Source organism: Comamonas sp. JNW (assembly GCF_003105075.1).
GTDB lineage: Bacteria > Pseudomonadota > Gammaproteobacteria > Burkholderiales > Burkholderiaceae_C > Comamonas > Comamonas squillarum.
Genome location: NZ_QETI01000001.1, coordinates 352,937 through 377,633, shown reverse-complemented (window position 1 = coordinate 377,633; position 24,697 = coordinate 352,937). Strand labels below are relative to the sequence as shown.

The window sequence follows — 24,697 nt, the reverse complement described above, 5'->3', positions numbered from 1 at the left end:
GGCTTACTTGGTGGAGAGGGGAGTGAAGGGCGGGTCCTGTGGTGGCTGCGGGCTGGCAGCTTGCGTGCAAGCAGACAACAAAAAAGCCATTGCACATGGGTGCAATGGCTTGATGTTTGGTGCCCAGGAGAGGACTCGAACCTCCACGATGTTACTCGCTAGTACCTGAAACTAGTGCGTCTACCAATTCCGCCACCTGGGCTTTCAGGATGGAGCAATTATAGGAGGGTGTTGGTGGCGGTTTTAGAAAAACTGCAAAATTTTTCTCAAAAAAGATAGCGTGAGACTGCGGGTGGCTGTGCGCTGCCGCAAAGCATGCCCGGCCCAAAGCAAAAAAGCTGCTGCACATCGTGTGTGCAGCAGCTTTTGCTGTTTGGTGCCCAGGAGAGGACTCGAACCTCCACGGAGTTACCCGCTAGTACCTGAAACTAGTGCGTCTACCAATTCCGCCACCTGGGCTTTCAGGGAAGCCGCAATTATAGGGGTGATTTTTGACCGCTTCGGGGCAAATTCGGAAAATTTTTCAGAGCGCCGGGTGGGGGTGCCATTTCGCTCAGCGGCTGCCCCAGTTCCAAGGTGCTGCGAGCGGTTGCAGTGGCTGGTGCCGGCCAGGTTTGGCAAGTGATGCAAGCTGGCATGGCGCCCAAGAGAATACGGCATCACTGTACAGAGGAGTGTGGCGAGGGGGGGTCTGCCACCTCTGCAGCTGATGGTGTGGTGCCTGCCGAGCGCAGGCTATATCGGGAGCGCAAAGATGCGGTTTGCGCCGTCGATGCGCATCGCAGACAAAGAAAAAGCCGCTGCACGAAAGTGCAACGGCTTATGTCTGGTGCCCAGGAGAGGACTCGAACCTCCACGATGTTACTCGCTAGTACCTGAAACTAGTGCGTCTACCAATTCCGCCACCTGGGCTGATGATGCAGGGCAGTGCCCCTTATCGACTTTCCTAAAAAACCACTGTTGAACCAGCCCGTTAAGACTGATTTTTCACCGTTTTCACAAAACAAGTTGTACTTGTCGTTAAACTTGGTGCCCAGGAGAGGACTCGAACCTCCACGGAGTTACCCGCTAGTACCTGAAACTAGTGCGTCTACCAATTCCGCCACCTGGGCATTTCAGGAAAGAATCAGATTGTATATCAAAAAAACGGCTTCCAAAACAGGAGCAGATAATTTGTCAGAAGAAATTGAAGGTGTAGTCCAAGGCCACCGTGAAGGCCACGGCTTTGTGATCCGGGATGACAACGAAAGCGACATCTACATTCCGGCCAATGAAATGCGCGCCGTACTGCACCGTGATCGGGTCCGCGCCCGCATCGTGCGCACCGACCGCCGCGGCCGCCCCGAGGGCCGCATTGTTGAAATCATCGAGCGCTCCGCGCAGCCCATCATTGGCCGGCTGCTGCAGGAAAGCGGCGTCTGGCTGGTAGCGCCCGAGGACAAGCGCTATGGCCAGGATGTGCTGATCCCCAATGGGGCGATTGGCGCGGCCAAGACCGGCCAGGTTGTCGTGGTGGAGTTGACCGAGCCCCCAGCCTTGTTTGGCCAGCCGGTGGGCCGCGTTGTCGAGGTGCTGGGCGAGATCGACGACCCCGGCATGGAAATCGAGATTGCGGTGCGCAAATATGGCGTGCCCCATGAGTTCTCGGACGAGTGCCTGGCGCTGGCCAAGAAGCTGCCGGACAAGGTGCGCCTGGCCGACCGCAAGGCCCGCATCGACCTCACCGATATCCCGCTGGTCACCATCGATGGTGAAGATGCGCGTGATTTTGACGATGCGGTGTACTGCGAGCCCGCCAAGATTGGCCGCACCAAGGGCTGGCGCCTGCTGGTGGCGATTGCCGATGTGAGCCACTATGTGCAGAACGGCAATGCCATCGACGTTGATGCCTACGACCGTGCCACCAGCGTCTACTTTCCGCGCCGCGTGATCCCCATGTTGCCGGAGAAGCTCTCCAACGGCCTGTGTTCGCTCAATCCCAACGTGGACCGGCTGTGCATGGTGGCCGATATGCTGGTCACCGCCGATGGTGAGCTGCAGGCCTACCAGTTCTACCCTGCGGTGATGCACAGCCATGCGCGCTTTACCTATACCGAGGTGGCGGCCATTCTGGCCAACACCCGGGGCCAGGAAGCGATCAAGCGCAAGGAGCGTGTGGCTGACCTGCTCAACCTGCACGATGTGTACAAGGCTTTGCTGTCGGCGCGTGGCCGTCGCGGCGCGGTGGATTTCGAGACCACAGAGACGCAGATCATCTGTGACGAGAATGGCCGCATCGAGAAAATCGTGCCCCGCACCCGCACCGAGGCCCACCGCCTGATTGAAGAGGCGATGCTGGCAGCCAATGTCTGCGCGGCAGATTTCATCCAGCAAAGCGGCCAGCCCGGGCTCTTCCGGGTGCACGAAGGCCCCACGCCCGAGAAGCAGGACATCCTGCGCGGCTACCTCAAGGCCATGGGGGTGGGCTTGTCGATCAGCGACGACCCGAGTCCGGCTGAGTTCCAGGCCATTGCCCAGGCCACCAAGGACCGGCCCGATGCCCAGCAGATCCACACCATGCTGCTGCGCTCGATGCAGCAGGCGATCTACACGCCGATCAACAGCGGCCACTTTGGCCTGGGCTACGAGGCGTATACCCACTTCACCAGCCCGATCCGCCGTTACCCTGATTTGCTGGTGCACCGCGTTATCAAGGCCGCCCTGCTGGGCAAGCGCTACCAGCTGCCGCTGCTGCCCACGCCGGGAGAGGCCGAGGCCAAGCTGGCCAAGCGCCTGGCTAGCCGGGTGGCTGCACCCAAGCAAAAGCTGCAGGCCGAGCGTGTGCAACGCGTATCGCGCGAAGTGCAGGCCTGGGAAGCGGCGGGCCTGCATTGCAGTGCCAATGAGCGCCGTGCCGATGAGGCCAGCCGCGATGTCGAAGCCTGGCTCAAGTGCAAGTACATGCGCGAGCACCTGGGCGAGGAGTACAGCGGCATGGTCTCGGCCGTCACCTCGTTTGGCCTGTTCGTGACCTTGGACCAGCTCTATGTCGAAGGCCTGATCCACATCACCGAGCTGGGGGGTGATTACTTCCGCTTTGACGAGATGCGCCAGGAGCTGCGCGGCGAGCGCACCGGCATCCGCTACACGATTGGCACCCGCCTGCAGATCCAGGTCAGCCGCGTGGATCTGGATGCGCGCAAGATCGACTTCCGCCTGGTGCGCGAGGGTGAGGATGCAGCCCGCGCACCGGCCTCCAACGGCCGTGCGGCCAAGGTGGCGTCGTCGCCGTCCAGCCGCCAGCGCGAGGGGCGCGATGAGGCCTATGACGCCCAGCGCGCCAGCCTCAAGCGCAAGGCCAAGGGTGCTGCGCATGCTGCCGGCAAGCCGCGTGGCAATGACCGGGGCGCCGGCGCGAGCAAACAACCGGGACAGAAGACACCGCGCAAACGCCGCTGATCGGCTGTGAATTCACTATGATCGAAGCTAGGCCATCCCCGGGATGGCCTGGCTTTTTTCGTTCACAGAGCTGAGAACTATCGAAGGAGTACGGATGACCGAGAAGACGCGCAAGATTGCAGTGGTGACCGGTGCGGGCACCGGGATTGGCCGCGCAGCGGCGCTGGCCTTGATGAAGGACGGCTGGTCGGTGGTGCTGGCCGGCCGCCGCGCGCAGCCTTTGCAGGAAGTGGCCAGCCATGTGGCAGACGCCGGCCAGGCCCTGGTGGTGCCCACCGATGTGGCCGACCCGGTGGCGGTCAAGGCCTTGTTCGATGCGGCCGTGGCCCAGTTTGGCCGCGTGGACATGCTGTTCAACAACGCCGGGCGCGGCGCGCCTGCGGTGCCGATCGATGAGCTGCCGGTCGAGACCTGGCAGGATGTTGTCAATGTCAACCTCAACGGCATGTTCTATTGCTTGCAGCAGGCTTTTCGCGTGATGCGCCAGCAGTCGCCGATGGGCGGGCGCATCATCAACAACGGCTCCATCTCGGCCCATGCGCCCCGGCCCATGTCGATTGCCTATACCGCCACCAAGCATGCGGTGATGGGCCTGACCAAGACCGCCGCGCTCGATGGCCGCAAGTGGAACATCGCTGTCGGCCAGATCGATGTGGGCAATGCCGGCACCGAGCTGGCGATGCGCATGACCCAGGGCGTCATGCAGGCGCATGGCGAGATTGCGCCCGAGCCACTGATGGATGTGGATGTTGTGGGCCAGTCGGTGCTCTATATGGCCAATCTGCCGCTGGAATGCAATGTGCTGTTCCACACGGTGATGGCCACCAAGATGCCGTTTGTGGGGCGCGGCTAAGTCCGAGTCTGGTTGTCAGCCTGGCCGTTGCAGGCTGCGCGCCAGGCGCGATGCCGTCAGCATGCGTGCCGGCGGCCAGATATCGGCCGCATGGCCATGCAGCCAGACGGCATCGAGCAGCGGCTGCCAGGCCTCCGCCCAGCTGCTGCCGGGCGGCAACGCTGCCAGGTGCGCGCCGATGCAGCCCGCCAGCACATCGCCGGTGCCGCCAATCGACAGGCGGGCATTGCCGCTGTGGTTGATGGCATAGCGCCCATCTGGCGCGGCAATGACCGAGCCGCTGCCCTTGAGCACTACCAGGCACTGCCATTGCTGCGCCGCCTGGCGCGCGGCGCCTATGCGGTCGCGCTGGATCTGCGCAGTGCTGCTGCCCAAGAGGCGCGCCAGCTCCAGTGGGTGGGGGGTGAGCACCGTGGGCCCAGTCGCACTGGCTTGGGCTGCCCGCTGCAGCAGCGCTGTTTGTACAGCGGCTTGGGCGGCGATGGCGTTGAGCGCATCGGCATCGAGCACCAGGCTGCCTGCATGCGGCAAGGCCTGAGGAATCACATCGCTGACCAGGCTGCCACCGCCGCAACCACAGACCAGGCTGCCGCGCAGTGCGCGCATGGCCTCCAGCGATCGGAGCATGATGTCGGCCGCGATGCCGCCAGGCCTGGGCGATGTGCAGCTGCTGCCCAGCAGATGTAGCATGACCCGGCCGGCCCCGGCATGCAGCGCCGCGCTGGCGGCCAGCATGGCGGCGCCTTCCATGCCCTGGCCATCGTGGCTGGCGCTTTGGCCGCCGATGACACCGACATCGCCAAACAGGCCTTTGTGGCTGTTGTGGGTGGGCAGAGGGTTTTGGGCGCGGATGACCAACTGGCCGGTGCCTGAGGAGGTATCCATATCGGCGGCAGGAATCCGGTCACAGCGCCAGACCGGGTTGTGGGCCGACAGCGGTGCCAGCCAGACCTCGCCGGCCCAGTCGCGCCCCTGCAGGGTAAAAAGCCCGGGCTTGAGGGCCAGCATGCTGAGCGTGAAGCGGCGGCCTCTGGGGGCTTGTGGCACCAGGGGTTCTAGCCATGGCAGCCAGGCGCCGGTATCGGCCAGCAGGCCCGAGGGCGTGTCGATGCACAGCACATCGCGATCGGTTTCCAGCAGCTGCTGCAGCCAGGCCAGCGCGGGGCCTTCGGTGGGGGCGCTGCGGCCGGCGCTCAGGCCAATGCCCCAGACTGCATCGATGGCCAGGTCGAAATGGGCGGGCGGTTGCGCGCTGATCGCCAGGCCTGCGGCCTGGGCGCGTTGCAGCGCATGGGCGGCATCGGCGGGCAGGGCCTTGCCGGCGCTGGGCTGCAGGCTGATATGCACGGTCTTGCCGGCGGCTCGCAGATGGATGGCGGCTTCGAGGCCATCGCCGCCGTTGTTGCCGGCGCCGCAGGCCACCCAGATATGCCGGGCATGCGGCGCAATCGCCAGGGCCAGGCGGGCTGTGGCTTCGCCAGCGCGGGCCATCAGGCGGTAGTGGGGCAGCGTGGCCGCCAGCGATTGCTCGCGCGCGCGAACCTGGTCGCTGGAGAGCAGGGCGGGATAGGGCAGAGTGGCAGAAGCGGGCATGGCACCATCGTAGCGCAGGCCCTGGCCTGGGTGGCTGGTACAGCTGGTTAGCGCAGGCGGTGAAGATCCAGCGCTTCGGGGGCGGTGCTGGTGCTCTGGCCCATGACCAGCTGGCGCACATGGTGGGCGCAGCCCATCGACAGCCCCCAGCCATAGCCGCCGTGGGCGGTGTTGAGCCAGACGCCCGGGATGCCGGAGGCGCCCACCACCGGCAGGCCATCGGGCACCGTCAGGCGCGCGCCGCGCCACATCTGCAGGATCGATTGGCTCGGCTGGATGCAGCCGGGGAACCACTCGAGCAGCACGCTGATCAGGGCGTGGCGGGCGTCATCGCTGCGCTCGGGGCTGTCGGCGTAGCCCAGCTCGGCGCCGCCGCTGATGCGCAGGCGCGAGCCCTGGCGCGTCAGGATCATGTTGTTTTCCAGATCGATGATTGCGCGGCGCGGGGCCAGCGACTCTTCGCTGATCTGGATGCTCGCGCTATAGCTATAGATAGGCGCGCTGGGCAGCTGCACATGGTGCGGGCGCAGCAGCTGGTTGGTGTGGGCGCCGGCGCAGAGCACCACCGCATCGAAATCCTGCGTGCCGGCGGTCAGCTGCACGCGCACGCCCTGGCCTGCACTCTGGATGCCGCTGACGGGCTGCTGGGTATGGAGCTGCAGGCCATGCGCTTGCAGCGCCTGCAGCAGCCCCTGTGAAAACAAGCGCCCATTGCCCGACCAAGCTTCCGGCAGGTGCAGGGCGCCGGCGATCTGGATCTCGGTGGCCAGGCCCGGCTCGATGGCGCGGGTTTGGGCTTCGTCGCAGCGCTGGTAGTCAATATGCGCGGCCGACAGGCGCCGGGTCAGTTCATACAGCGCAGCGGCGCTGGGCTCCTTGCGCAGCGGCAGCAGCAGGCCCTGGCTGAACTGGCCGTTGATCTCCAGCATTTCCTGCACATGCTGCATGCGCTGCATGGCCAGCAGCTCCAGCGACTGCAGCGCAGGCAGGGTTTCGCGGTCGCGCAGCTTTTTGGCAATGCCTTGCTGGCGGCGCGCCCAGCGGCGGGGAGAGGAGAGCACGCTGCCCTGGACCTGCAGCTCGGCAAACGCCGGGCGCGACATGCCCAGCTGCAAGGCTTGCTGGAAGGCGGTGGCACCCCAGGGATTGATCGCGCAAGGCCACATCAGCCCTGAGGGGGCAAAGCTGGCCTCCTCGCCAGCTGCGCGGTGCTGCTCGAAGATACTGACCTCGTTGCCGGCCTCCATCAGCTCGAAGGCCGTTGCTATACCTGCAATGCCTGCTCCAACGATCGCAATCTTCATAACAACAAAAACAGGGGGCCGTTCATAGGATGGGGCGCGGCCGGTGCAAGCATTTGCAAAAGCCGTGCGTTCGAGTGCCAGATTGTGCCTAGTTTTTTGCGCTTGCCGTGGTAAGGCGCGCCACTGTGGTTCAAAAAACGCAAGCAATCGTCAAGGTGGGGGTTGGTGCAACTTCTTCGCGACCCATGCCGGACTATGTTAGAATCCTAGGGTTTTGCCGAGTGTGGCTTGCCGCATCGGTTCAAAACGAAATCGCAAACCTGCCTACCTAAGGTGTTGCGGCATGCGGTGCACAGGCACGGCTGCCGTGATAGTGGGGCAGAATTTTAGACCTAACCTTCGGAGAAGATATATGTCCGTTACGATGCGCGAGATGCTGGAAGCCGGCGTCCACTTTGGCCACCAAACCCGTTTCTGGAACCCCAAGATGGGCCAGTACATTTTCGGTAGCCGCAACAAGATTCACATCATCAACCTGGAAAAGACCCTGCCTCTGTTCCAGGACGCACAAAAGTTCATCAAGCAGCTGTCGGCCAACCGTGGCACCATCTTGATGGTGGGCACCAAGCGCCAAGCGCGCGAAATCCTGGCCACCGAAGCACAACGTGCTGGCGTGCCTTACGTCGACCAACGCTGGTTGGGTGGCATGCTGACCAACTTCAAGACCGTCAAGACCTCGATCAAGCGTCTGAAGGACATGAAGGCCCAGCAAGAAGCAGGTCTGGAATCGATGAGCAAGAAAGAGCAACTGATGTTTGCTCGTGAGCTGGAAAAGCTGGAAAAGGACATCGGCGGCATTCAAGACATGAACGCACTGCCAGATGCCATTTTCGTGATCGATGTGGGCTACCACAAGATTGCCATCGCTGAAGCCAAGAAGCTGGGCATTCCTCTGATCGGCGTGGTTGACACCAACCACAACCCAGAAGGTATCGACTACGTGATCCCTGGTAACGATGACTCGGCCAAGGCTGTGGAGCTGTATGCTCGCGGTATCGCCGACGCGATCCTGGAAGGCCGTGCCAACGCCGTGAACGACGTGGTCAAGGCTGCTGCCGGCGAAGAAGGCGACGAGTTTGTGGAAGTGGAAAACACCGCTGCTTAATCCACAGGGCTGCCCATTGGGCCGCGAATGAAAAGCGGGGCTCCAGATTAGCCCCGTTTTTTTTACCTACGTTTCCACAATCACCCCAACTGAACTGAATACGGAGAGAGAAAAATGGCAATTACCGCAAGCATGGTGGCAGAACTGCGCGCAAAGACCGACGCGCCCATGATGGAATGCAAGAAGGCTCTGACCGAGGCTGATGGCGACATGGCCAAGGCCGAAGAGCTGCTGCGCGTCAAGCTGGGCACCAAGGCCGGCAAGGCAGCATCGCGTATTGCCGCTGAAGGCGTGATCGCCGCTGTGGTTGAAGGCAACAACGGCGCGATCATCGAAGTCAACAGCGAAACCGACTTCGTCTCCAAGAACGACAGCTTCATCGCCCTGGCCAATGCAGCGGCCAAGCTGGTCTCCGAAAAGAACCCTGCCGACGTGGCGGCCCTGAGCGCACTGGCTTACGAGCAAGACGGCTTTGGCCCCACCCTGGAAGACGTGCGCAAGGGCCTGGTCGGCAAGATCGGCGAGAACATGTCGTTCCGCCGCTTCAAGCGCTTCGAAGGCAGCAACCTGGCGCTGTACCTGCACGGCACCCGCATCGGTGTGGTGGTCGAGTTCGAAGGCGACGCGCAAGCGGCCAAGGACGTGGCCATGCACGTGGCTGCGATGAAGCCCGTGGCGCTGACCAGCGCTGACGTGCCTGCCGAGCTGATCGAGAAGGAACGCACCGTCGCTGCCGCCAAGGCGGAAGAGTCGGGCAAGCCCGCTGACATCGCCGCCAAGATGGTGGACGGCGCTGTGCAGAAGTACCTCAAGGAAGTCTCGCTGTTCAACCAGGTCTTCGTGAAGGCCGCTGACGGCAAGCAAACCGTCGAGCAAATGCTCAAGGCCGCCAACACCTCGATCAAGAGCTTCACGCTCTACGTGGTGGGTGAGGGCATTGAGAAGAAGGTGGATGACTTCGCTGCCGAGGTCGCCGCGCAGGTTGCGGCCGCCAAGGGCCAGTAATCATCCTGACAAAGGGGCTACGGCCCCTTTGTTTCACCTATCGTTTTTTCACCCATCCCCCACACCTGGAGCTCTCCACCATGTCCCAAAGCCCTGCCCACAAGCGCATTCTTCTCAAACTCTCCGGTGAAGCTCTGATGGGGGATGATGCTTTTGGCATCAACCGCGCAACCATTGTGCGGATGGTCGAGGAGATTGCCGAGGTGACTCGGCTGGGCGTTCAGGTCGCTGTCGTGATCGGTGGCGGCAATATCTTCCGCGGCGTGGCCGGCGGCTCGGTCGGCATGGACCGTGCCACTGCCGATTACATGGGCATGCTCGCGACGGTGATGAATGCACTGGCGCTGGCCGATGCGATGGACAAGCAGGGCCTGACAGCCCGCGTGATGTCGGCCATCGGCATCGAGCAGGTGGTCGAGCCCTATGTGCGCCCCAAGGCGCTGCAGTACCTTGAAGAGGGCAAGGTTGTGGTGTTTGCCGCAGGCACGGGCAACCCCTTCTTCACCACCGATACCGCAGCGGCGCTGCGCGGTGCTGAAATTGGCGCAGAATTGGTGCTCAAGGCCACCAAGGTCGACGGTGTCTACACGGCCGATCCGATGAAGGATCCCAATGCCACGCTCTACACCAAGCTGAGTTTTGATGAGGCGATGAGCCGCAACCTGGGCATCATGGATGCGACGGCCTTCGCCCTGTGCCGTGATCAGAAACTGCCCATCCGTGTATTCTCCATCGTCAAGAGTGGCGCGCTCAAGCGCGTGGTGATGGGTGAAGATGAGGGCACGCTGGTCTACGCCTGATGGGCGGCTGGCGTGTGCAAGTGCAGAATGTGGTAGTTAGGAGTTGACAATGACAGTCGCTGAAATCAAGAAGAATCTCGAAGGCAAGATGGACCAATCGATTGCCGCGTTCAAAAACAACCTGACCAAGATCCGCACCGGCCGCGCCAATCCCGCGCTGCTGGACACCATCCAGGTTGACTACTACGGCTCGATGATGCCGCTGTCGCAAGTGGCTAACGTGGCCTTGATAGACAGCCGCACCATCAGCGTGACGCCTTGGGAAAAGGCCATGGCGGCCAAGGTCGAAAAGGCCATCCGCGAAAGCGACCTGGGCCTGAACCCCGCCTCGATGGGCGACCTGATCCGCGTGCCGATGCCGCCGATGAGCGAAGAGCGCCGCAAGGAAATGACCAAGCTGGTCAAGGCCGAAGGCGAGAACGCCAAGATCGCCATCCGCAACCTGCGCCGCGATGCCAACGAAGGCGTCAAGAAGCTGGTCAAGGACAAGGAAGCGTCGGAAGACGACCAAAAGCGCTCGGAAGCCGAGGTGCAGAAGATCACCGACAAGCACATCCAGCTGATCGACCAGTTGGTGGTCGAGAAAGAAAAAGACATCATGGCGGTCTGATCCAGGTCTGGATCTGTTTTTCCGCGCATGACTGCTGCTGCAATACCGCACCACATTGCCATCGTGATGGATGGCAATGGCCGGTGGGCCAAACGCCGTTTTCTGCCACGCCTGGCAGGCCACAAGCAAGGGGTGGACTCGCTGCGCCGCTGCGCCAAGGCCTGTGCCGAGCGCGGCGTCAAGGTGCTCACCGTGTTTGCCTTTTCTTCCGAGAACTGGAACCGGCCAACCGACGAGGTCGATGGCCTGATGAACCTGCTGGCCGGCGCACTGGCCAAGGAGGTGCCATCGCTGGCCCGTGATGGCATCCGTTTGTTCTTTGTCGGTGACCGCGCTTCCTTGTCTGCCAAGGTGCAGGCGGGCCTGGCGCAAGCCGAGCAGGCTACGGCCCACAACGACCGCATGGTGCTCAATGTCTGCTTTAACTATGGCGGCCGCTGGGATATTGCTCAGGCGGCGGCCAAGCTGGCCGCTGCGGGCCAGGCCATCAACGAAGTGGCCCTCAACGATGCCATGGCGCTGGCCCATGTGCCGGACCCCGATCTGCTGATCCGAACCGGTGGCGAGATGCGCATCAGCAATTTTCTGCTGTGGCAATCGGCCTATTCGGAGCTGTATTTCAGTGACAAGTGGTGGCCTGATTTTGACGAGCAGGCTCTGGACGAGGCGATGGCCGAATTCCAGCGGCGCGAGCGCCGCTTTGGCAAGACGTCCGAGCAACTGGTCCAGTCCCCCTCGTAGTGCACCTGCCCGCTGATGCCTGCTACTGTAGGCATCAGTTTTGTTTTTTCAGGAGATCCATTTGCTCAAACAACGCATCATCACGGCCATTGTTCTCCTGCTGATTCTGGTGCCCGCCATCGCTGCGGCCAATCCGGTTCCCTTTGCTGCGTTGATGCTGTTGGCCGTGGTCGCCGCGGCCTGGGAGTGGGGGCGCCTCAATGGCCTGCAAGGCATGGCCGCGTACGGCCTGGGGGCTGTCGCGTTGCTGCTGTGCGGCGCTGCCTGGGCCATGGGCTGGACGCAGGCGGCGCTGCCCACTGTGTGGCTGGTGGCTGGTGCCGCCTGGGTGCTGCTGGCCGCCTTCTTGCTCAAGGGTGGCGTGCCTGGCTGGGCGCCCATTCCGCGTGCGCTGCGCCTGGTCGTGGGTGTGCTGGCGCTGTGGGTGGCCTGGCTGGCCATTGCACAGGCCAAGTGGATGGGTGTGAATTTTCTGCTGTCGGTCTTTGCCCTGGTGTGGATGGCCGACATTGGCGCTTATTTTGCAGGCCGCCAGTTCGGTCTGCGTTTTACCAAGAACAAGCTCGCGCCGGCCATCAGCCCGGGCAAAAGCTGGGAAGGCGTATGGGGCGGCGCGCTGGGCGTGCTGCTGATGGCCTTGGTGTGGAGCTGGGCAGATCGCCATTTTGGCGCGCAGGTGCCTAGCTTCTACAGCCGGCTCTGGGATTTTTCGCCCTGGCTGATGGTGCTGTCCTGCGTGTTTCTGGCTGGCATGAGCGTGGCCGGTGACCTGGTAGAGTCCCTCGTCAAGCGCAGCGCCGGCATGAAGGACAGCAGCCATCTGCTGCCCGGCCATGGTGGCGTGCTCGACCGCATCGATGCCATCTTGCCGACCGTGCCGCTTGCGCTGATGCTGCTGCAATTTTTGGATAAGTGAACCTCGCGATGACCATGCAAGTTACCGTGCTCGGATCGACGGGCTCGATTGGAACCAACACGCTCGATGTGGTGGCGCGCCACCCCGACCTCTACCGCGTTTTTGCGCTGAGCGCGCATTCGCGCGTGGACCTGATGCTCGCGCAGTGCCTGCAGTTCCAGCCGCGCTACGCGGTGATGACCAGTGCCACCGCCGCCACCGCTTTGCGCGAAGGCCTGCAAGCGGCAGGCAGCCGGGTCGAAGTGCTCGAAGGCGAGGCGGCGCTGGAGATGGTGGCTTCCCACAGCGATGTACATGCGGTGATGGCGGCCATTGTGGGCGCCGCTGGCCTGCGCCCGGCGATGGCTGCGGCCAAGGCCGGCAAGCGCTTGATGCTGGCCAACAAGGAAGCGCTGGTCGTCGGTGGCCAGCTCTTTATGGATGCGGTCGCTGACGGCGGCGCGACCTTGCTGCCGATCGACAGCGAGCATTCGGCCATCTTCCAGTGCCTGCCCGAAGACCCCGCGGTCTGGCCCCAGCGCGTGGACCACATCATCCTCACGGCCTCGGGCGGGCCCTTCCGCACCCGTGAGCCAGCGAGCTTGCGCGATGTGACGCCGCAGCAGGCCGGCAACCATCCCAACTTTGCGATGGGCCGCAAGATCTCGATCGACTCGGCCACGATGATGAACAAGGCGCTGGAGGTGATCGAGGCGCGCTGGCTGTTCAACCTGCAGCCCGAGCAGATCAAGGTGGTGATCCATCCGCAGCAGATCGTGCATTCGATGGTGCAGTTGCGCGATGCCTCGGTGCTGGCCCAGCTGGGCACGCCCGATATGCGCGTGCCGATTGCCTGTGGCCTGGCCTGGCCCGAGCGCGTGGCCAGTGGCGCCGCGCCACTGGATTTCGCCAAGCTCTCGGCACTGACCTTTGAAGAGGCCGATGCAACACGCTTTCCCGGCCTGCACCTGTCCTGGCAGGCGCTGCGTGCGCCCCATGGCACGAGCACGGTGCTCAATGCCGCCAACGAAGTGGCCGTCGCCGCTTTTCTGGATGGCCGCATGCGCTTTGACCAGATCTACCAGGTCAATGCGCAGGCGCTCGAAGGCGTGCAGCCGCAGGCGCCCGACAGCATCGATGCGCTGCTGGCGCTCGATGCCGAGGTGCGCGCCTACGCCCAAGGCCTTATTTCGGAGCTGGCCGTTTGACAGGGCTATTGTCCGGCTCAGTAGAATCGCGTTTTTCATAGCAAGGGCTTGAGCAATGTTGACCGTTGTTGCATTTGTCGTTGCGCTGGCCGTTTTGATCGCCGTGCACGAATATGGCCACTACCGCGTGGCCGTGGCTTGCGGCGTGAAAGTGCTGCGTTTCTCGCTGGGGTTCGGCCGCCCCCTGTTGCGCTGGAAGAAAAAAGGCGCAGACACCGAATTCGTCATCAGCGCCATTCCGCTGGGCGGCTATGTGCGCATGCTCGATGAGCGCGAGGCGCCGGTCGCCGCGCATGAGCGCCATCTGGCCTTCAATGTGCAGCCGCTGCGCGCGCGCGCCGCCATCGTCGCCGCCGGGCCGCTGGCCAACCTGCTGCTGGCCGTGCTGCTCTATGCCTGCGTGAACTGGGTGGGCGTGCGCGAGCCCGCCGCCATTGTTGGCACGCCGCCGGCTGCCAGCTTGCTCGCGCAGGCAGGCCTGCAAGGCGGTGAAGAAATTGTGTCCATGGGTTTCCCCGATGCGGAACCTGAAGCGGTGCGCTCGCTCGACGACCTGCGCTGGTTTGTGGCGCAGGCCGCGCTGGGTGGCAAGGATGTGGTGCTGAGCGCCCGCCCCGGTGCCGGCGCGGCAGAGCGCAGCTACCGCTTGCCGCTGTCCACCATCGATGCCCGCGAGGCCGATGCCAAGCTGGTCGACAAAATTGGTTTGACCCACGCCTGGACTGATGCCATGCTCGGCGACTTTGAGGCGGGCAGTGCCGCAGCCCAGTCGGCGCTGCGCAAGGGCGACAAGGTGCTGTCCATCGATGGCCAGCGCGTGGGCGATGGCGGCGAGCTGCGCCGCATGATCCGCGCATCGGGCGAGCAGGGCGTGCCTGCTCTGCAGGACTGGCTGGTGTCGCGCAACGGCGCGCAGCTGCATGTGCCGGTGCAGCTCGCGCAAAGCGAGGACAAGGGCAGCAAGATCGGGCGCCTGGGCGCGTTCATCGGCGCGCCGCCTGCGATGGTGGATGTGCGCTATGGCCCCTGGGAAGGCCTTGCCCGGGGTGCGCAAAAGACCTGGGAAGTCTCGGCGCTGACGGTCAAGATGATGGCCAAGATGGTTATCGGCCAAGCCTCGCTGCAGAACATCAGCGGGCCGCTGACGATTGCCGAATACGCGGGCAAATCTGCCGAGGTCGGCCTCACCCAATACCTGGCCTTTTTGGCCCTGATCAGCGTCAGTCTGGGCGTGCTCAATCTGCTGCCGCTACCGGTGCTCGATGGCGGTCACCTGATGTATTATCTTTGGGAGGCTGTCACTGGCAAGCCACCCACCCTGCAATGGATGGAGCGCTTGCAAAAAGGCGGTATAGCCGTTTTGCTGCTCATGATGTGCATTGCGTTCTTTAACGATTTGTCTCGGCTCTTGGGCTGACTTTCTTGCCCCTGCTGCATAATGAGCGGCTCTGGTTGCTATCACAAATGACATATTCCATCCCTTCTTCGCTTCTTCGCAAGACCACGGCTGCAGCTGCGTTGATGCTGCTTGCCAAGCTGTCGTGGGCTTTGGACCCATTCACTATCCAAGACATTCGTGTGGAAGGCCTGCAGCGCGTAGAGCCGGGCACCATCTTTGCGTCCATGCCTTTGCATGTGGGCGATGACTACAACGACGAAAAGGGATCGGCAGCCATTCGCTCCTTGTTCGCGCTGGGCCTGTTCAAGGACGTGCGCCTGGAAGCCAATGGCAATGTGCTGGTTGTGGTGGTGGAAGAGCGCCCCACGATCGCCAACGTCGACTTCCTGGGCACCAAGGAGTTCGACAAGGACGCGATGAAAAAGGCCATGCGGGATGTGGGCCTGACCGAAGGCCGTCCTTACGACAAGGCCCTGACCGACCGCGCCGAGCAAGAGCTCAAGCGCCAGTACATCAACAAGAGCCTGTATGCCGCCGAAGTGGTGACCACGGTCACGCCTATCGAACGCAACCGCGTGAACCTGACCTTCACCGTGACCGAAGGGGATGCGGCCAAGATCAAGGAAATCCACATCAGCGGAAACAAGGACTTCAAGGAATCGACCTTGACCGACCTGTTCGACCAGGACACCGGCGGCTGGCTCAGCTGGTACACCAAGAGCGACCGCTACTCCAGCTCCAAGTTCAATGCCGACCTGGAGACGCTCAAGTCCTACTACCTCTCGCGTGGCTACCTGGAGTTCCGCATCGAGTCTACCGAAGTGTCGATCTCGCCGGACAAGGAGCGCATCTCGATCAATCTGCAGATCCATGAAGGCCCCAAGTACGTGGTCTCGGGCGTCAAGCTCGAAGGCAATTACCTGGAGCGCGATGACGAGTTCAAGTCGCTGATCTCGATCAAGCCCGGTGAGCCCTACAACGCCGACCGCGTGACCGAAACCACCAAGCGCTTTACCGACCACTTCGGCAGCTTTGGCTACGCGTTCTCCCGCGTGGAAGCGGTGCCCGAGATCGACCGCGAGAACAACCGCGTCGAGCTGGTGCTCAAGGCCGAACCCTCGCGCCGTGCCTATGTGCGCCGCGTGAACGTGGCCGGCAACAACCGCACACGTGATGAGGTGGTGCGCCGCGAAGTGCGCCAGTACGAAGCGTCCTGGTATGACTCGGACAAGATCAAGCTCTCGCGCGACCGCGTGGACCGCCTGGGCTTCTTCAACGATGTCGCGATCGACACGCAAGAGGTGCCCGGCGCGCCCGACCAGGTTGACGTCAACGTCACCGTGCAGGAAAAGCCCACCGGCTCGCTGCAGCTGGGTGCCGGTTACTCCAGCGCTGAAAAGGTCTCGCTGACCTTTGGTATCAAGCAGGAAAACGTCTTTGGCTCGGGCAACTACCTGGGTATCGATGTCAACACCAGCAAGTACCACCGTACCTTGGTGGTGAGCACCACCGACCCGTACTTCACGCCGGACGGTATCTCGCGTACCTATGACATGTACTACCGCACCGACCGTCCGTATGACGAGCAGGGCGGCAACTACCAGATCGTGACCACCGGTGCCAGCGTGCGCTTTGGCATTCCATTCAGCGAGCTCGACACCATCTATGTCGGCGGTGGTCTGGAAAACACCCGCATCAAGCTGGGCACCAACATGCCTGCGGCCTACCTGGACTACGCCACCCGCTACGGCGACACCAGCCTGAACTTCCCGCTGACGCTGGGTTGGTCGCGCGACAGCCGAGACAGCGCATTGGCGCCCAATTCGGGCCGCTTCCAGAAGCTGAACTCAGAATGGTCGCTGTTTGGTGATGCCCGCTATCTGAAGGGTAACTACCAGATTCAGCAGTACCTGCCTTTGAACAAGCGCTACACCATTGCGCTGAACGGCGAGGCTGGCTGGGGCAAGGGTATGGGCGGCAAGGTCTTCCCCGTGTTCAAGAACTACTTCTCCGGTGGTCTGGGCTCGGTGCGCGGCTTTGAGCAAAATACCCTGGGTCCCCGTGATGTGACCGGCGCCACGCTGGGTGGTGCCAAGAAGGTCACGTTGAATGCCGAGTTCATCGGCCCCATGCCCGGCACCGGCAATGACCGCACCTTCCGCTGGTTTGCGTTTGTGGACGCGGGCAATGTCTGGGGTGATGGACAGGATTTGAAACTGAATGAAATGCGTGCGTCTGCAGGTATCGGGTTGAGCTGGATTTCCCCACTGGGACCGCTGCGTTTGGCTTATGCTCAGCCATTTCGCAAATTCACAGGCGATAAAATCCAGAAATTGCAATTCCAAATCGGAACATCTTTCTAATGAAAACCGTATCTCGTTCTTTCCCATTGCTGGTATTGGCAGCAGCGCTGTCTTTTGGCGCTGCAGCGCAGGCCCAAGAGTTCAAGGCAGGTTTCGTCAATACAGATCGCATCTTCCGCGAAGCCAACGCCGCCAAGGCTGCGCAAACCAAGCTGGAGGCCGAGTTCTCCAAGCGTGAAAAGGACCTGCTGGACCAGGGCAATGCCTTGAAGACCGCTGGCGAGAAGTTCGAGCGCGACGCGCCGACGCTGTCCGAGAGCCAGCGCGTGACGCGCCAGCGCCAGCTGGTGGACCAGGACCGTGAATTCCAGCGCAAGCGCCGTGAATTCCAGGAAGACCTCAGCGCCCGCAAGAGCGAAGAGCTGTCCCAGGTGCTCGAGCGCGCCAACAAGGTCGTCAAGCAAGTGGCCGAGCAGGAAAAATACGATGTGGTGCTGCAAGAAGCGGTCTACATCAACCCCAAGTTCGACATCACCGAAAAGGTTCTGAAGGCACTGAACGCTTCTGCCCCTGCCAAGTAAGACAGAGGTACGCGTGAGCCTGCAGCTAGTTCAGATCATGGAGGCCCTGGGAGGGACGCTTGAGCAAGGGGATCCAGCGATGGAGATCCAGGCCATCGCCTCGCTCGAAGATGCCGGCCCGCAGGACTTCAGTTTTCTCAGCAACCCCAAGCTGCAAGCCCAGATGCTGGCCTCCAAGGCCGGCTGCATCGCCGTCAGTGCGCAGATGCAGGAGCAGGCCCGCCAGCGTGGCGGCGCCTACCTGGTGGTGGACAACCCCTATCTCTACTTTGCGCGGCTGACGCAGCTGTGGCGCAAGCACCATGCGATACGTCCGGTGCCCGCCGGTATCCATCCCTCTGCGGTGGTGGAAGAGGGTGCCATCGTGCACCCTTCTGCGTCCATTGGGCCGCTGTGCCATGTCGCCAGCGGTGCCGTCATCGGTGCCGATTCGGTGCTGACCTCACGGGTGACCGTCGGGGCCGACTGCGTGCTGGGCGAGCGTGTGCTGGTGCAGCCCGGTGCGGTCATCGGCGGCGACGGCTTTGGCTTTGCCAATGAGGGCGGGCGCTGGATCAAGATTGAGCAATTGGGTGGTGTGCAGATCGGCGATGATGTCGAGATCGGCTCCAACAGCTGCATCGATCGCGGAGCGCTGCGCGACACCCTCATTGCCAATGGCGTGAAGATCGACAACCAGGTGCAGATCGGCCATAACGTCGAGATTGGTGAGCATTCGGCCATGGCCGGCTGCGTCGGCATCGCCGGAAGCGCCAAAATCGGACGCCATTGCACGATCGGAGGCGCTGGAATGATTCTGGGCCACCTGGAAATCGCCGACAATGTACATATTTCGGCGGCCACCGTGGTCAGTCGCTCGATCAGGCAGCCGGGTCAGTACACCGGCTTCTTCCCCATCGACGACAATGGCAGCTGGGAAAAGAACGCCGCTACCCTAAAACATCTCCATGCGTTGAGGGACCGAATCAAGGCCTTGGAGCAAACTCAGAAAAACGGCTAAGCCGAGTTCACAATGATGGATATTCAAGCAATTCTCAAGCAGCTGCCTCACCGCTACCCCTTCTTGCTGGTGGATCGCGTGCAAGAGCTTGAGCGCAACACCCGCATCAAGGCGATCAAGAACGTCACCTTCAACGAGCCGTTCTTTACCGGTCACTTCCCGGGCCGCCCTGTGATGCCTGGTGTGCTGATCCTGGAAGCCTTGGCGCAGGCCGCGGGCCTGCTGGCCTTTGATGCCATGGGCCAGGTGCCCGATGAAAACAATATCTACTACTTCGTCGGTATCGACTCGGCGCGCTTCAAGCGCCCGGTGGTGCCGGGAGACCAGCTGGTGCTGGAGATCACCATTGACCGCGTGCGCGGCGGTATCTGGAAGTTCAATGCCGTGGCGAGCGTGGAAGGCGAAGTCGCTGCAGAAGCACAGCTGATGTGCACCATGCGCCACGTGGAATAACGGTAGATGACGGCGGTCAGTCCCATCCACCCTTCGGCGATCGTTGACCCTGCGGCCCAGTTGCACCCCACGGTGTCAGTTGGGCCGTACGCAGTTATTGGCCCCCAGGTTTGCATTGGCGCCCACACCCAGGTGGGTGCGCACTGTGTGATCGAGGGCATCACCACGATCGGTGAATCCAATGTGATCCATTCGCATGCTGCGCTGGGCGGCGTGCCGCAAGACAAGAAATACGCGGGTGAGCCGACCCGGCTGGAGATCGGTGACCGCAACACCATTCGCGAGTTCTGCACCTTCAACACCGGCACCGCCCAGGATGGCGGCGTGACCCGTGTCGGCGACGACAACTGGATCATGGCCTATGTGCATATTGCCCATGACTGCCAGGTCGGCAACCAGACCATCTTGGCCAACAATGCCACCTTGGCGGGCCATGTGCATGTGGCCGACTGGGCCATCATCGGCGGTCTGTCGGGCGTGCACCAGTTCACCAAGGTGGGCGCCCATGTGATGGCCGGGTTTGCCAGCCATATCAGCCAGGATGTCCCCCCGTTCTGCATGGTCGAAGGCCACCCGCTGGCGGTGCGTGGTCTCAACCTGGAAGGCCTGCGCCGGCGCGGTTTCAGCGCCGAGCGCCTGGCGGTCATCAAGCAGGCCTACCGGCTGCTGTACCGCAGCGGCCTGACCTTGCAGGCGGCCGTTGAAGCGCTGGACAACCTGCAGGGCAGCTGTGAGGCAGAAGCCCAGGCCGATGTGCAGCTGATGCTCGACTTTCTGCAGCAATCCAAGCGCGGCATTGTGCGCTGATGGCTGCGCCTGCCGTCATGGATCCACAGCAAGAGATGTTCTTGGCCATGGTGGCCGGCGAGACCTCGGGCGACCTGCTGGCCGGCTTGGTACTGCAGGGGCTGGCTGAGGATTTTCCCGGCCTGCGCTCTGCCGGTATTGGCGGGCCGCGCATGGCCCAGGCTGGGTTTGAGGCCTGGTGGCCCAGCGAGCGCCTGGCCGTGCATGGCTACAGCGCCGAGCTGGTACGGCGCATCTGGGGTATTTTGCGCATCCGCAAGCAACTGGTGCAGCGTTTGACGGCGCAGCCGCCCCGGCTATTCGTCGGTGTCGATGCGCCCGATTTCAACCTCGGTGTCGAAGAGCGCCTGCGCGCCCAGGGCATCAAGACCGTGCATTTTGTCTGCCCCTCGATCTGGGCCTGGCGCCCTGAGCGGGTCGAGAAGATCCGCCGCTCGGCCGACCATGTGCTGTGCATTTTCCCGTTTGAGCCAGCGTTGCTCGCCCAGCACGGCATTGCTGGCACCTATGTGGGCCATCCGCTGGCCAATGTGATCCCGCTGCAACCCAACCGTGCAGCGGCACGCCAGCAGCTGGGCTTGCCGCTGGAGGGTGAAGTGCTGGCCGTACTGCCGGGCAGCCGCGCCTCGGAAGTGAGCTACATCGCCAAGCCATTTTTTCTGGCCGCCGCGCGCCTTTTGCAGGCGCGACCTTCGCTTACAATCGTCGTCCCTGCCGTTCCGGCTTTGCGCGCACGCATTGATGCGCTGGCTGCTGAATGCGGGATATTGGAGCGCATCCGAGTGCTGGGTGGCCAGTCGCACCTGGCGCTGGAGGCCTGTGACTGCACCTTGATCGCCAGCGGTACCGCCACCTTGGAGGCGGCGCTGTTCAAGCGGCCCATGGTCATCAGCTACCACATGCATGCCATCAGCTGGCGCTTGATGCGCCGCAAGCAGCTGCAGCCCTGGGTGGGCCTGCCCAATATCCTGTGTCAAGACTTTGTCGTGCCCGAGCTTTTGCAAGAGGCGGCGACGCCCGAGGCCTTGGCCGAGGCAGTGGCGCAATGGTTGGACGCGCCACGCCTTGATCCAGCACGCCTGGCCCAGTTGGAGCAGCGTTTTCATGACCTGCACCTGGAACTGCGCAGGGATACCCCAAAGCTTGCTGCCGATGCCATCCAAAAAATTCTCTCTGCCTGACCAGGCCTCCTTGCCTTGGCATCCGCCGGGCTTGGTTGCGGGTGTGGATGAGGCAGGTCGGGGACCCTTGGCGGGTCCGGTGGTGGCGGCAGCGGTCATTCTGGATGAGCGCTCGCCCATTGCCGGGCTGGCCGATTCCAAGAAGCTCACGGCGCGCGCACGCGAGCGCCTCTACGACGAGATCTGCGGCAAGGCGCTGTGCTGCTCGATTGCGCAGGCCTCCGTTGAAGAAGTCGATGGCCTCAATATCCTGCAAGCCACGATGCTGGCCATGCAGCGCGCGGTCAACGGCCTGCGTCTCAAGCCCGTGCGCGTGCTGGTCGATGGCAACCGCATTCCGCGCCTGGAGGTGCCTGCCGAGGCCATCGTCAAAGGCGATGCGCTGGTGCAAGCCATCTCGGCGGCATCGATTCTGGCCAAGGTGCACCGGGACCGCTGGTGCCAGGATATCGACCGGCTCTACCCGCAGTACGGCTTTGCCGCGCACAAGGGCTACGGCACCGCGGTGCACCTGGCGGCGCTGCAGAGCTTTGGCGCCTGCCCGGAGCACCGGCGCTCGTTCTCTCCGGTGGCCCAGGCGCTGGCCTTGGTCAAGACGGGCGCCTAAATCTCCGCCCTCGCTGTTTGCAGGCGCCAAGCCTGCGCAAAGGAATCATCTGTGTCCCCTGCTGCGCATCCTCCCGTTTTTATCCAGTCGCGTGACAATGCCTTGGTCAAGGATTTGCGCCGTTTGATGGAAGAGGGCGCGGCCTACCGCAAGCAGGGGCGCTACTGGATCGAGGGCGACCACCTCTGCCGCGCAGCGCTGACGCGTGGCGTCAAGCCGGCAGTGGCCGTGTTCTCCGAGAAATTCTGGCAGTCGCCCGAGAACGTCTATGCGCATGCGGCCGCCCGCAATATCGTCATCGACACGGCCTTGTTGGCCAGCCTCAGCCCACTGCCGTCGCCTGCGCCTTTTGGCTTTTTGATGGACTTGCCGCTGCAGCAGGCGGGCATCCAGCCCGGTGTGGCCGCCGTGGTGCTTGACCGTGTGCAGGATGCCGGCAATGTGGGCTCCATCTTGCGCAGTGCTTCGGCCTTTGGTTTTGGCCAGGTGATTGCGCTCAAGGGATCGGCTGCGCTGTGGAGTGGCAAGGTGCTGCGCGCCGGCATGGGCGCGCATTTTGCGCTGCACCTGGTCGAGAATGCATCGCAGGACGATGTGCTGGCCTTGCAGCAGCCGCTGCTGGTCACCAGCTCGCACCAAGGAGATTGGCTGCACCGCGCCGCCTTGCCCTGGCCTTGCAGCTGGGTCATGGGGCATGAGGGGCAGGGTGTGTCTGAGGCCTTGCAGGCGGCGGCCCAGCAGCACATCCGCATCACCCAACCCGGGGGTGAGGAATCACTGAACGTGGGCGCGGCCGCGGCCATTTGCCTGCATGCCAGCGCGGCGGCACGTGCAGATTGATGCGGCGATAGGGTGGTGCTGAGGCGCAGGTAATTTAGTGATAACGAGTATGCGCTCTGCGTATTTTCGCTGTTCTTTCTACGCTCTGTGTTGGTGTGCTGCTGCGCAGAGTGTGTAATTTTTAGCGATTTGACCCTCAAATCATCCCCTGCCTCCACTCAGATTGCAGCTTGCACGCTACAATGGGTGGCTTTCAAGTAATCACGTCGCCCGGCTGCACTCAAAGCAATCTCTCATAAGCACAGTCTTCGCGGTGATCCTACGGGACACCACAGACTCCGGGCGACCCGTAACCATCCGGAGAACCCAGTGTTTTTGTCTCAACAGAGCGCGTTTCCTCCCGCCATCCTGGCGCTCGCAGACGGCACGGTCTTTATTGGCAACTCAATCGGTGCGCAAGGCACCACGACCGGCGAAGTGGTGTTCAACACCGCGATGACCGGTTACCAGGAAATCCTCACCGACCCCAGCTATTGCCAGCAGATCGTGACACTCACGTATCCGCACATCGGCAACTACGGGATCAATGCGGAAGATATTGAGTCCGACAAAGTCTTTGCTGCTGGCCTGATCATCAAGAATCTGCCCCTGCTGGCCAGCAATTTCCGAAGCACGGAAACCTTGTCGGAATACCTGGTCCGCTGCAAGACGGTCTCCATCGCCAACATCGATACCCGCAAGCTCACGCGCCTGCTGCGCGACAAGGGTGCGCAAAACGGCGCCATCGTTGGCCTGGCCGCTGGCGAGCAGGTCTCGCAAGCGCGCATCGACGAAGCCATCGCCGCCGCCCAGGCTGCGCCCAGCATGAAGGGTCTGGACCTGGCCAAGGTGGTCAGCGTCTCGCAGTCCTACGAATGGGTGCAGACCGAATGGCAACTGGCGCGCGCCGATGGCACGCCCGGCTACGGCAAGCTGCAGGACCATGCCTTCCACGTGGTCGCCTTTGACTACGGCGTCAAGAAGAACATCCTGCGCATGCTCGCCGAGCGCGGTTGCCGCGTGACGGTGGTGCCAGCGCAGACGCCTGCGGCCGAAGTGCTCAAGTACCAGCCCGATGGCGTGTTCCTGTCCAACGGCCCTGGCGACCCGGAGCCCTGCGACTACGCGATCGAGGCTGCGCGCACCATCATGGACAGTGGCGTGCCGACCTTTGGCATCTGCCTGGGCCACCAGATCATGGCGCTGGCCTGCGGTGCCAAGACTTTCAAGATGCAAAACAGCCACCACGGTGCCAACCATCCGGTCAAGGATCTGGACTCGGGCCGTGTCTGCATCACCAGCCAGAACCATGGCTTTGCCGTGGACCTGGAGACGCTGCCGGCCAACACCCGTGCCACGCATGTGAGCCTGTTCGATGGCACCTTGCAAGGCATGGAGCGCACCGACCGCCCGGCCTTCTGCTTCCAGGGCCACCCCGAAGCTTCGCCAGGCCCGCATGACGTGTCGTACCTGTTCGACCGTTTTGTGAACCTGATGCGCGAGCACAAGAAGGCCTGATGCCAGGCGCCTGTTGCCCGCGCCCGAACCTGCGCACGATGAACCCAAGGAATATGCTGCCGTGAAACTGTTTTCTTTTCCTGTCGCCACCTTAGAGAAAGCGATCAGCAAGCGCATCATGACCTTGCCTGCCGAGCACAAGGAATGGTTTATGGCGCGCTGGCAGCAAAAGCCCTACAAGAAATCGTTCCTCGACAACAAGGCCTTGCCGCTGGTGACCATCGTGTCCAAGTGCAAGACCATGACGGACGAGGAATTCGACCAGGTGATGGCCGAGTGGGACGCCAAGTTCTACGAAGCCGAGGCGCAGGTTCTGCGCCCCATGGTGCAAGGGGATGGTCTGCTGCAGCTGATGCAAAAGAGCCTGCCCGAGGCCCGTGTCCTGGCCATTTTGAACAAATTAGATACCGACCGCGTATAAACCCAGCGCTGGGCGGCTGCCCACCAGGACAGCCAGCCAGCGCGCGCGACTGCAAG

The 24,697-nt window shown here is 62.6% G+C and carries 22 protein-coding genes and 4 tRNA genes; 20 read left to right on the top strand and 6 right to left on the bottom strand.

Annotated features, from left to right (window positions below; all coding sequences use genetic code 11):
- Positions 1 to 117: 117 nt before the first annotated feature.
- The 4 genes from DCO45_RS01760 to DCO45_RS01745 form a co-directional block, all read right to left on the bottom strand.
- Positions 118 to 202, bottom strand: a tRNA-Leu gene (locus DCO45_RS01760).
- 172 nt (positions 203 to 374) lie between these two features.
- Positions 375 to 459: transfer RNA gene (locus DCO45_RS01755), tRNA-Leu, on the bottom strand.
- Positions 460 to 827: 368 nt separating this feature from the next.
- Positions 828 to 912, bottom strand: a tRNA-Leu gene (locus DCO45_RS01750).
- Between the two features lie 115 nt (positions 913 to 1,027).
- Positions 1,028 to 1,112: transfer RNA gene (locus DCO45_RS01745), tRNA-Leu, on the bottom strand.
- 19 nt (positions 1,113 to 1,131) lie between these two features.
- Between DCO45_RS01745 and rnr the strand changes: the two genes are divergently transcribed.
- A complete protein-coding gene (gene rnr / locus DCO45_RS01740; protein ID WP_116924204.1) occupies positions 1,132 to 3,438 on the top strand; it encodes a ribonuclease R in 2,307 nt (768 codons plus the stop codon).
- 94 nt (positions 3,439 to 3,532) lie between these two features.
- Positions 3,533 to 4,291 (top strand): SDR family oxidoreductase, encoded by a 759-nt coding sequence (locus tag DCO45_RS01735; RefSeq protein WP_116924203.1) that lies wholly within the window; start codon positions 3,533 to 3,535, stop codon positions 4,289 to 4,291.
- Positions 4,292 to 4,306: 15 nt separating this feature from the next.
- On the opposite strand, the gene DCO45_RS01730 is transcribed toward DCO45_RS01735, so the two are convergent.
- Together DCO45_RS01730 and DCO45_RS01725 are read right to left on the bottom strand one after the other, a co-directional pair.
- A complete protein-coding gene (locus DCO45_RS01730; RefSeq protein WP_116924202.1) occupies positions 4,307 to 5,884 on the bottom strand; it encodes an NAD(P)H-hydrate dehydratase in 1,578 nt (525 codons plus the stop codon).
- A gap of 47 nt (positions 5,885 to 5,931) precedes the next feature.
- Complete coding sequence (locus DCO45_RS01725) at positions 5,932 to 7,188, bottom strand: FAD-dependent oxidoreductase (RefSeq protein ID WP_116924201.1); 1,257 nt, start codon at positions 7,186 to 7,188, stop codon at positions 5,932 to 5,934.
- 352 nt (positions 7,189 to 7,540) lie between these two features.
- Here DCO45_RS01725 and rpsB point away from each other — a divergent pair, with 352 nt between their 5' ends.
- The 18 genes from rpsB to DCO45_RS01635 all read left to right on the top strand — a co-directional run bounded on the left by rpsB (position 7,541) and on the right by DCO45_RS01635 (position 24,641).
- Positions 7,541 to 8,293: a 30S ribosomal protein S2 gene (rpsB, locus tag DCO45_RS01720; protein ID WP_116924200.1), complete on the top strand. Its 753-nt coding sequence runs from the start codon at positions 7,541 to 7,543 to the stop codon at positions 8,291 to 8,293.
- Positions 8,294 to 8,407: 114 nt separating this feature from the next.
- Entirely contained in the window at positions 8,408 to 9,298 is an 891-nt protein-coding gene (gene tsf / locus DCO45_RS01715; protein WP_021026556.1) for a translation elongation factor Ts, read from the top strand.
- A gap of 80 nt (positions 9,299 to 9,378) precedes the next feature.
- Complete coding sequence (pyrH, locus tag DCO45_RS01710) at positions 9,379 to 10,098, top strand: UMP kinase (RefSeq protein ID WP_116924199.1); 720 nt, start codon at positions 9,379 to 9,381, stop codon at positions 10,096 to 10,098.
- 49 nt (positions 10,099 to 10,147) lie between these two features.
- A complete protein-coding gene (gene frr, locus DCO45_RS01705) occupies positions 10,148 to 10,708 on the top strand; it encodes a ribosome recycling factor (protein ID WP_021026558.1) in 561 nt (186 codons plus the stop codon).
- 27 nt (positions 10,709 to 10,735) lie between these two features.
- Positions 10,736 to 11,449 (top strand): polyprenyl diphosphate synthase, encoded by a 714-nt coding sequence (gene uppS / locus DCO45_RS01700; RefSeq protein ID WP_116924198.1) that lies wholly within the window; start codon positions 10,736 to 10,738, stop codon positions 11,447 to 11,449.
- A gap of 61 nt (positions 11,450 to 11,510) precedes the next feature.
- Positions 11,511 to 12,365: a phosphatidate cytidylyltransferase gene (locus DCO45_RS01695; protein ID WP_116924481.1), complete on the top strand. Its 855-nt coding sequence runs from the start codon at positions 11,511 to 11,513 to the stop codon at positions 12,363 to 12,365.
- Between the two features lie 8 nt (positions 12,366 to 12,373).
- On the top strand, positions 12,374 to 13,552 hold the full coding sequence (gene ispC / locus DCO45_RS01690; protein ID WP_116924197.1) for a 1-deoxy-D-xylulose-5-phosphate reductoisomerase: 1,179 nt from the start codon (positions 12,374 to 12,376) through the stop codon (positions 13,550 to 13,552).
- Positions 13,553 to 13,607: 55 nt separating this feature from the next.
- Positions 13,608 to 14,969, top strand: coding sequence for an RIP metalloprotease RseP (gene rseP / locus DCO45_RS01685; protein ID WP_116924196.1), 1,362 nt, complete (start codon positions 13,608 to 13,610; stop codon positions 14,967 to 14,969).
- Positions 14,970 to 15,016: 47 nt separating this feature from the next.
- Positions 15,017 to 17,314: an outer membrane protein assembly factor BamA gene (bamA, locus tag DCO45_RS01680; RefSeq protein ID WP_116924195.1), complete on the top strand. Its 2,298-nt coding sequence runs from the start codon at positions 15,017 to 15,019 to the stop codon at positions 17,312 to 17,314.
- Positions 17,314 to 17,835, top strand: a complete 522-nt coding sequence (locus DCO45_RS01675) for an OmpH family outer membrane protein (RefSeq protein ID WP_021026564.1) — start codon at positions 17,314 to 17,316, stop codon at positions 17,833 to 17,835. Before bamA ends, DCO45_RS01675 begins: the two co-directional genes overlap by 1 nt.
- A 13-nt stretch (positions 17,836 to 17,848) precedes the next feature.
- Positions 17,849 to 18,835 (top strand): UDP-3-O-(3-hydroxymyristoyl)glucosamine N-acyltransferase, encoded by a 987-nt coding sequence (lpxD, locus tag DCO45_RS01670; protein WP_116924194.1) that lies wholly within the window; start codon positions 17,849 to 17,851, stop codon positions 18,833 to 18,835.
- A gap of 12 nt (positions 18,836 to 18,847) precedes the next feature.
- Complete coding sequence (fabZ, locus tag DCO45_RS01665) at positions 18,848 to 19,288, top strand: 3-hydroxyacyl-ACP dehydratase FabZ (RefSeq protein WP_021026566.1); 441 nt, start codon at positions 18,848 to 18,850, stop codon at positions 19,286 to 19,288.
- 6 nt (positions 19,289 to 19,294) lie between these two features.
- A complete protein-coding gene (gene lpxA / locus DCO45_RS01660; protein WP_116924193.1) occupies positions 19,295 to 20,095 on the top strand; it encodes an acyl-ACP--UDP-N-acetylglucosamine O-acyltransferase in 801 nt (266 codons plus the stop codon).
- Positions 20,096 to 20,112: 17 nt separating this feature from the next.
- Positions 20,113 to 21,276, top strand: a complete 1,164-nt coding sequence (lpxB, locus tag DCO45_RS01655; protein WP_243419207.1) for a lipid-A-disaccharide synthase — start codon at positions 20,113 to 20,115, stop codon at positions 21,274 to 21,276.
- On the top strand, positions 21,248 to 21,883 hold the full coding sequence (gene rnhB, locus DCO45_RS01650; protein WP_116924192.1) for a ribonuclease HII: 636 nt from the start codon (positions 21,248 to 21,250) through the stop codon (positions 21,881 to 21,883). Before lpxB ends, rnhB begins: the two co-directional genes overlap by 29 nt.
- Before the next feature lie 51 nt (positions 21,884 to 21,934).
- Positions 21,935 to 22,723 (top strand): RNA methyltransferase, encoded by a 789-nt coding sequence (locus DCO45_RS01645; RefSeq protein WP_243419206.1) that lies wholly within the window; start codon positions 21,935 to 21,937, stop codon positions 22,721 to 22,723.
- A gap of 309 nt (positions 22,724 to 23,032) precedes the next feature.
- A complete protein-coding gene (carA, locus tag DCO45_RS01640) occupies positions 23,033 to 24,220 on the top strand; it encodes a glutamine-hydrolyzing carbamoyl-phosphate synthase small subunit (protein ID WP_165841093.1) in 1,188 nt (395 codons plus the stop codon).
- 61 nt (positions 24,221 to 24,281) lie between these two features.
- Positions 24,282 to 24,641, top strand: a complete 360-nt coding sequence (locus tag DCO45_RS01635; RefSeq protein ID WP_027010823.1) for a hypothetical protein — start codon at positions 24,282 to 24,284, stop codon at positions 24,639 to 24,641.
- The last annotated feature ends 56 nt before the right edge of the window (positions 24,642 to 24,697 follow it).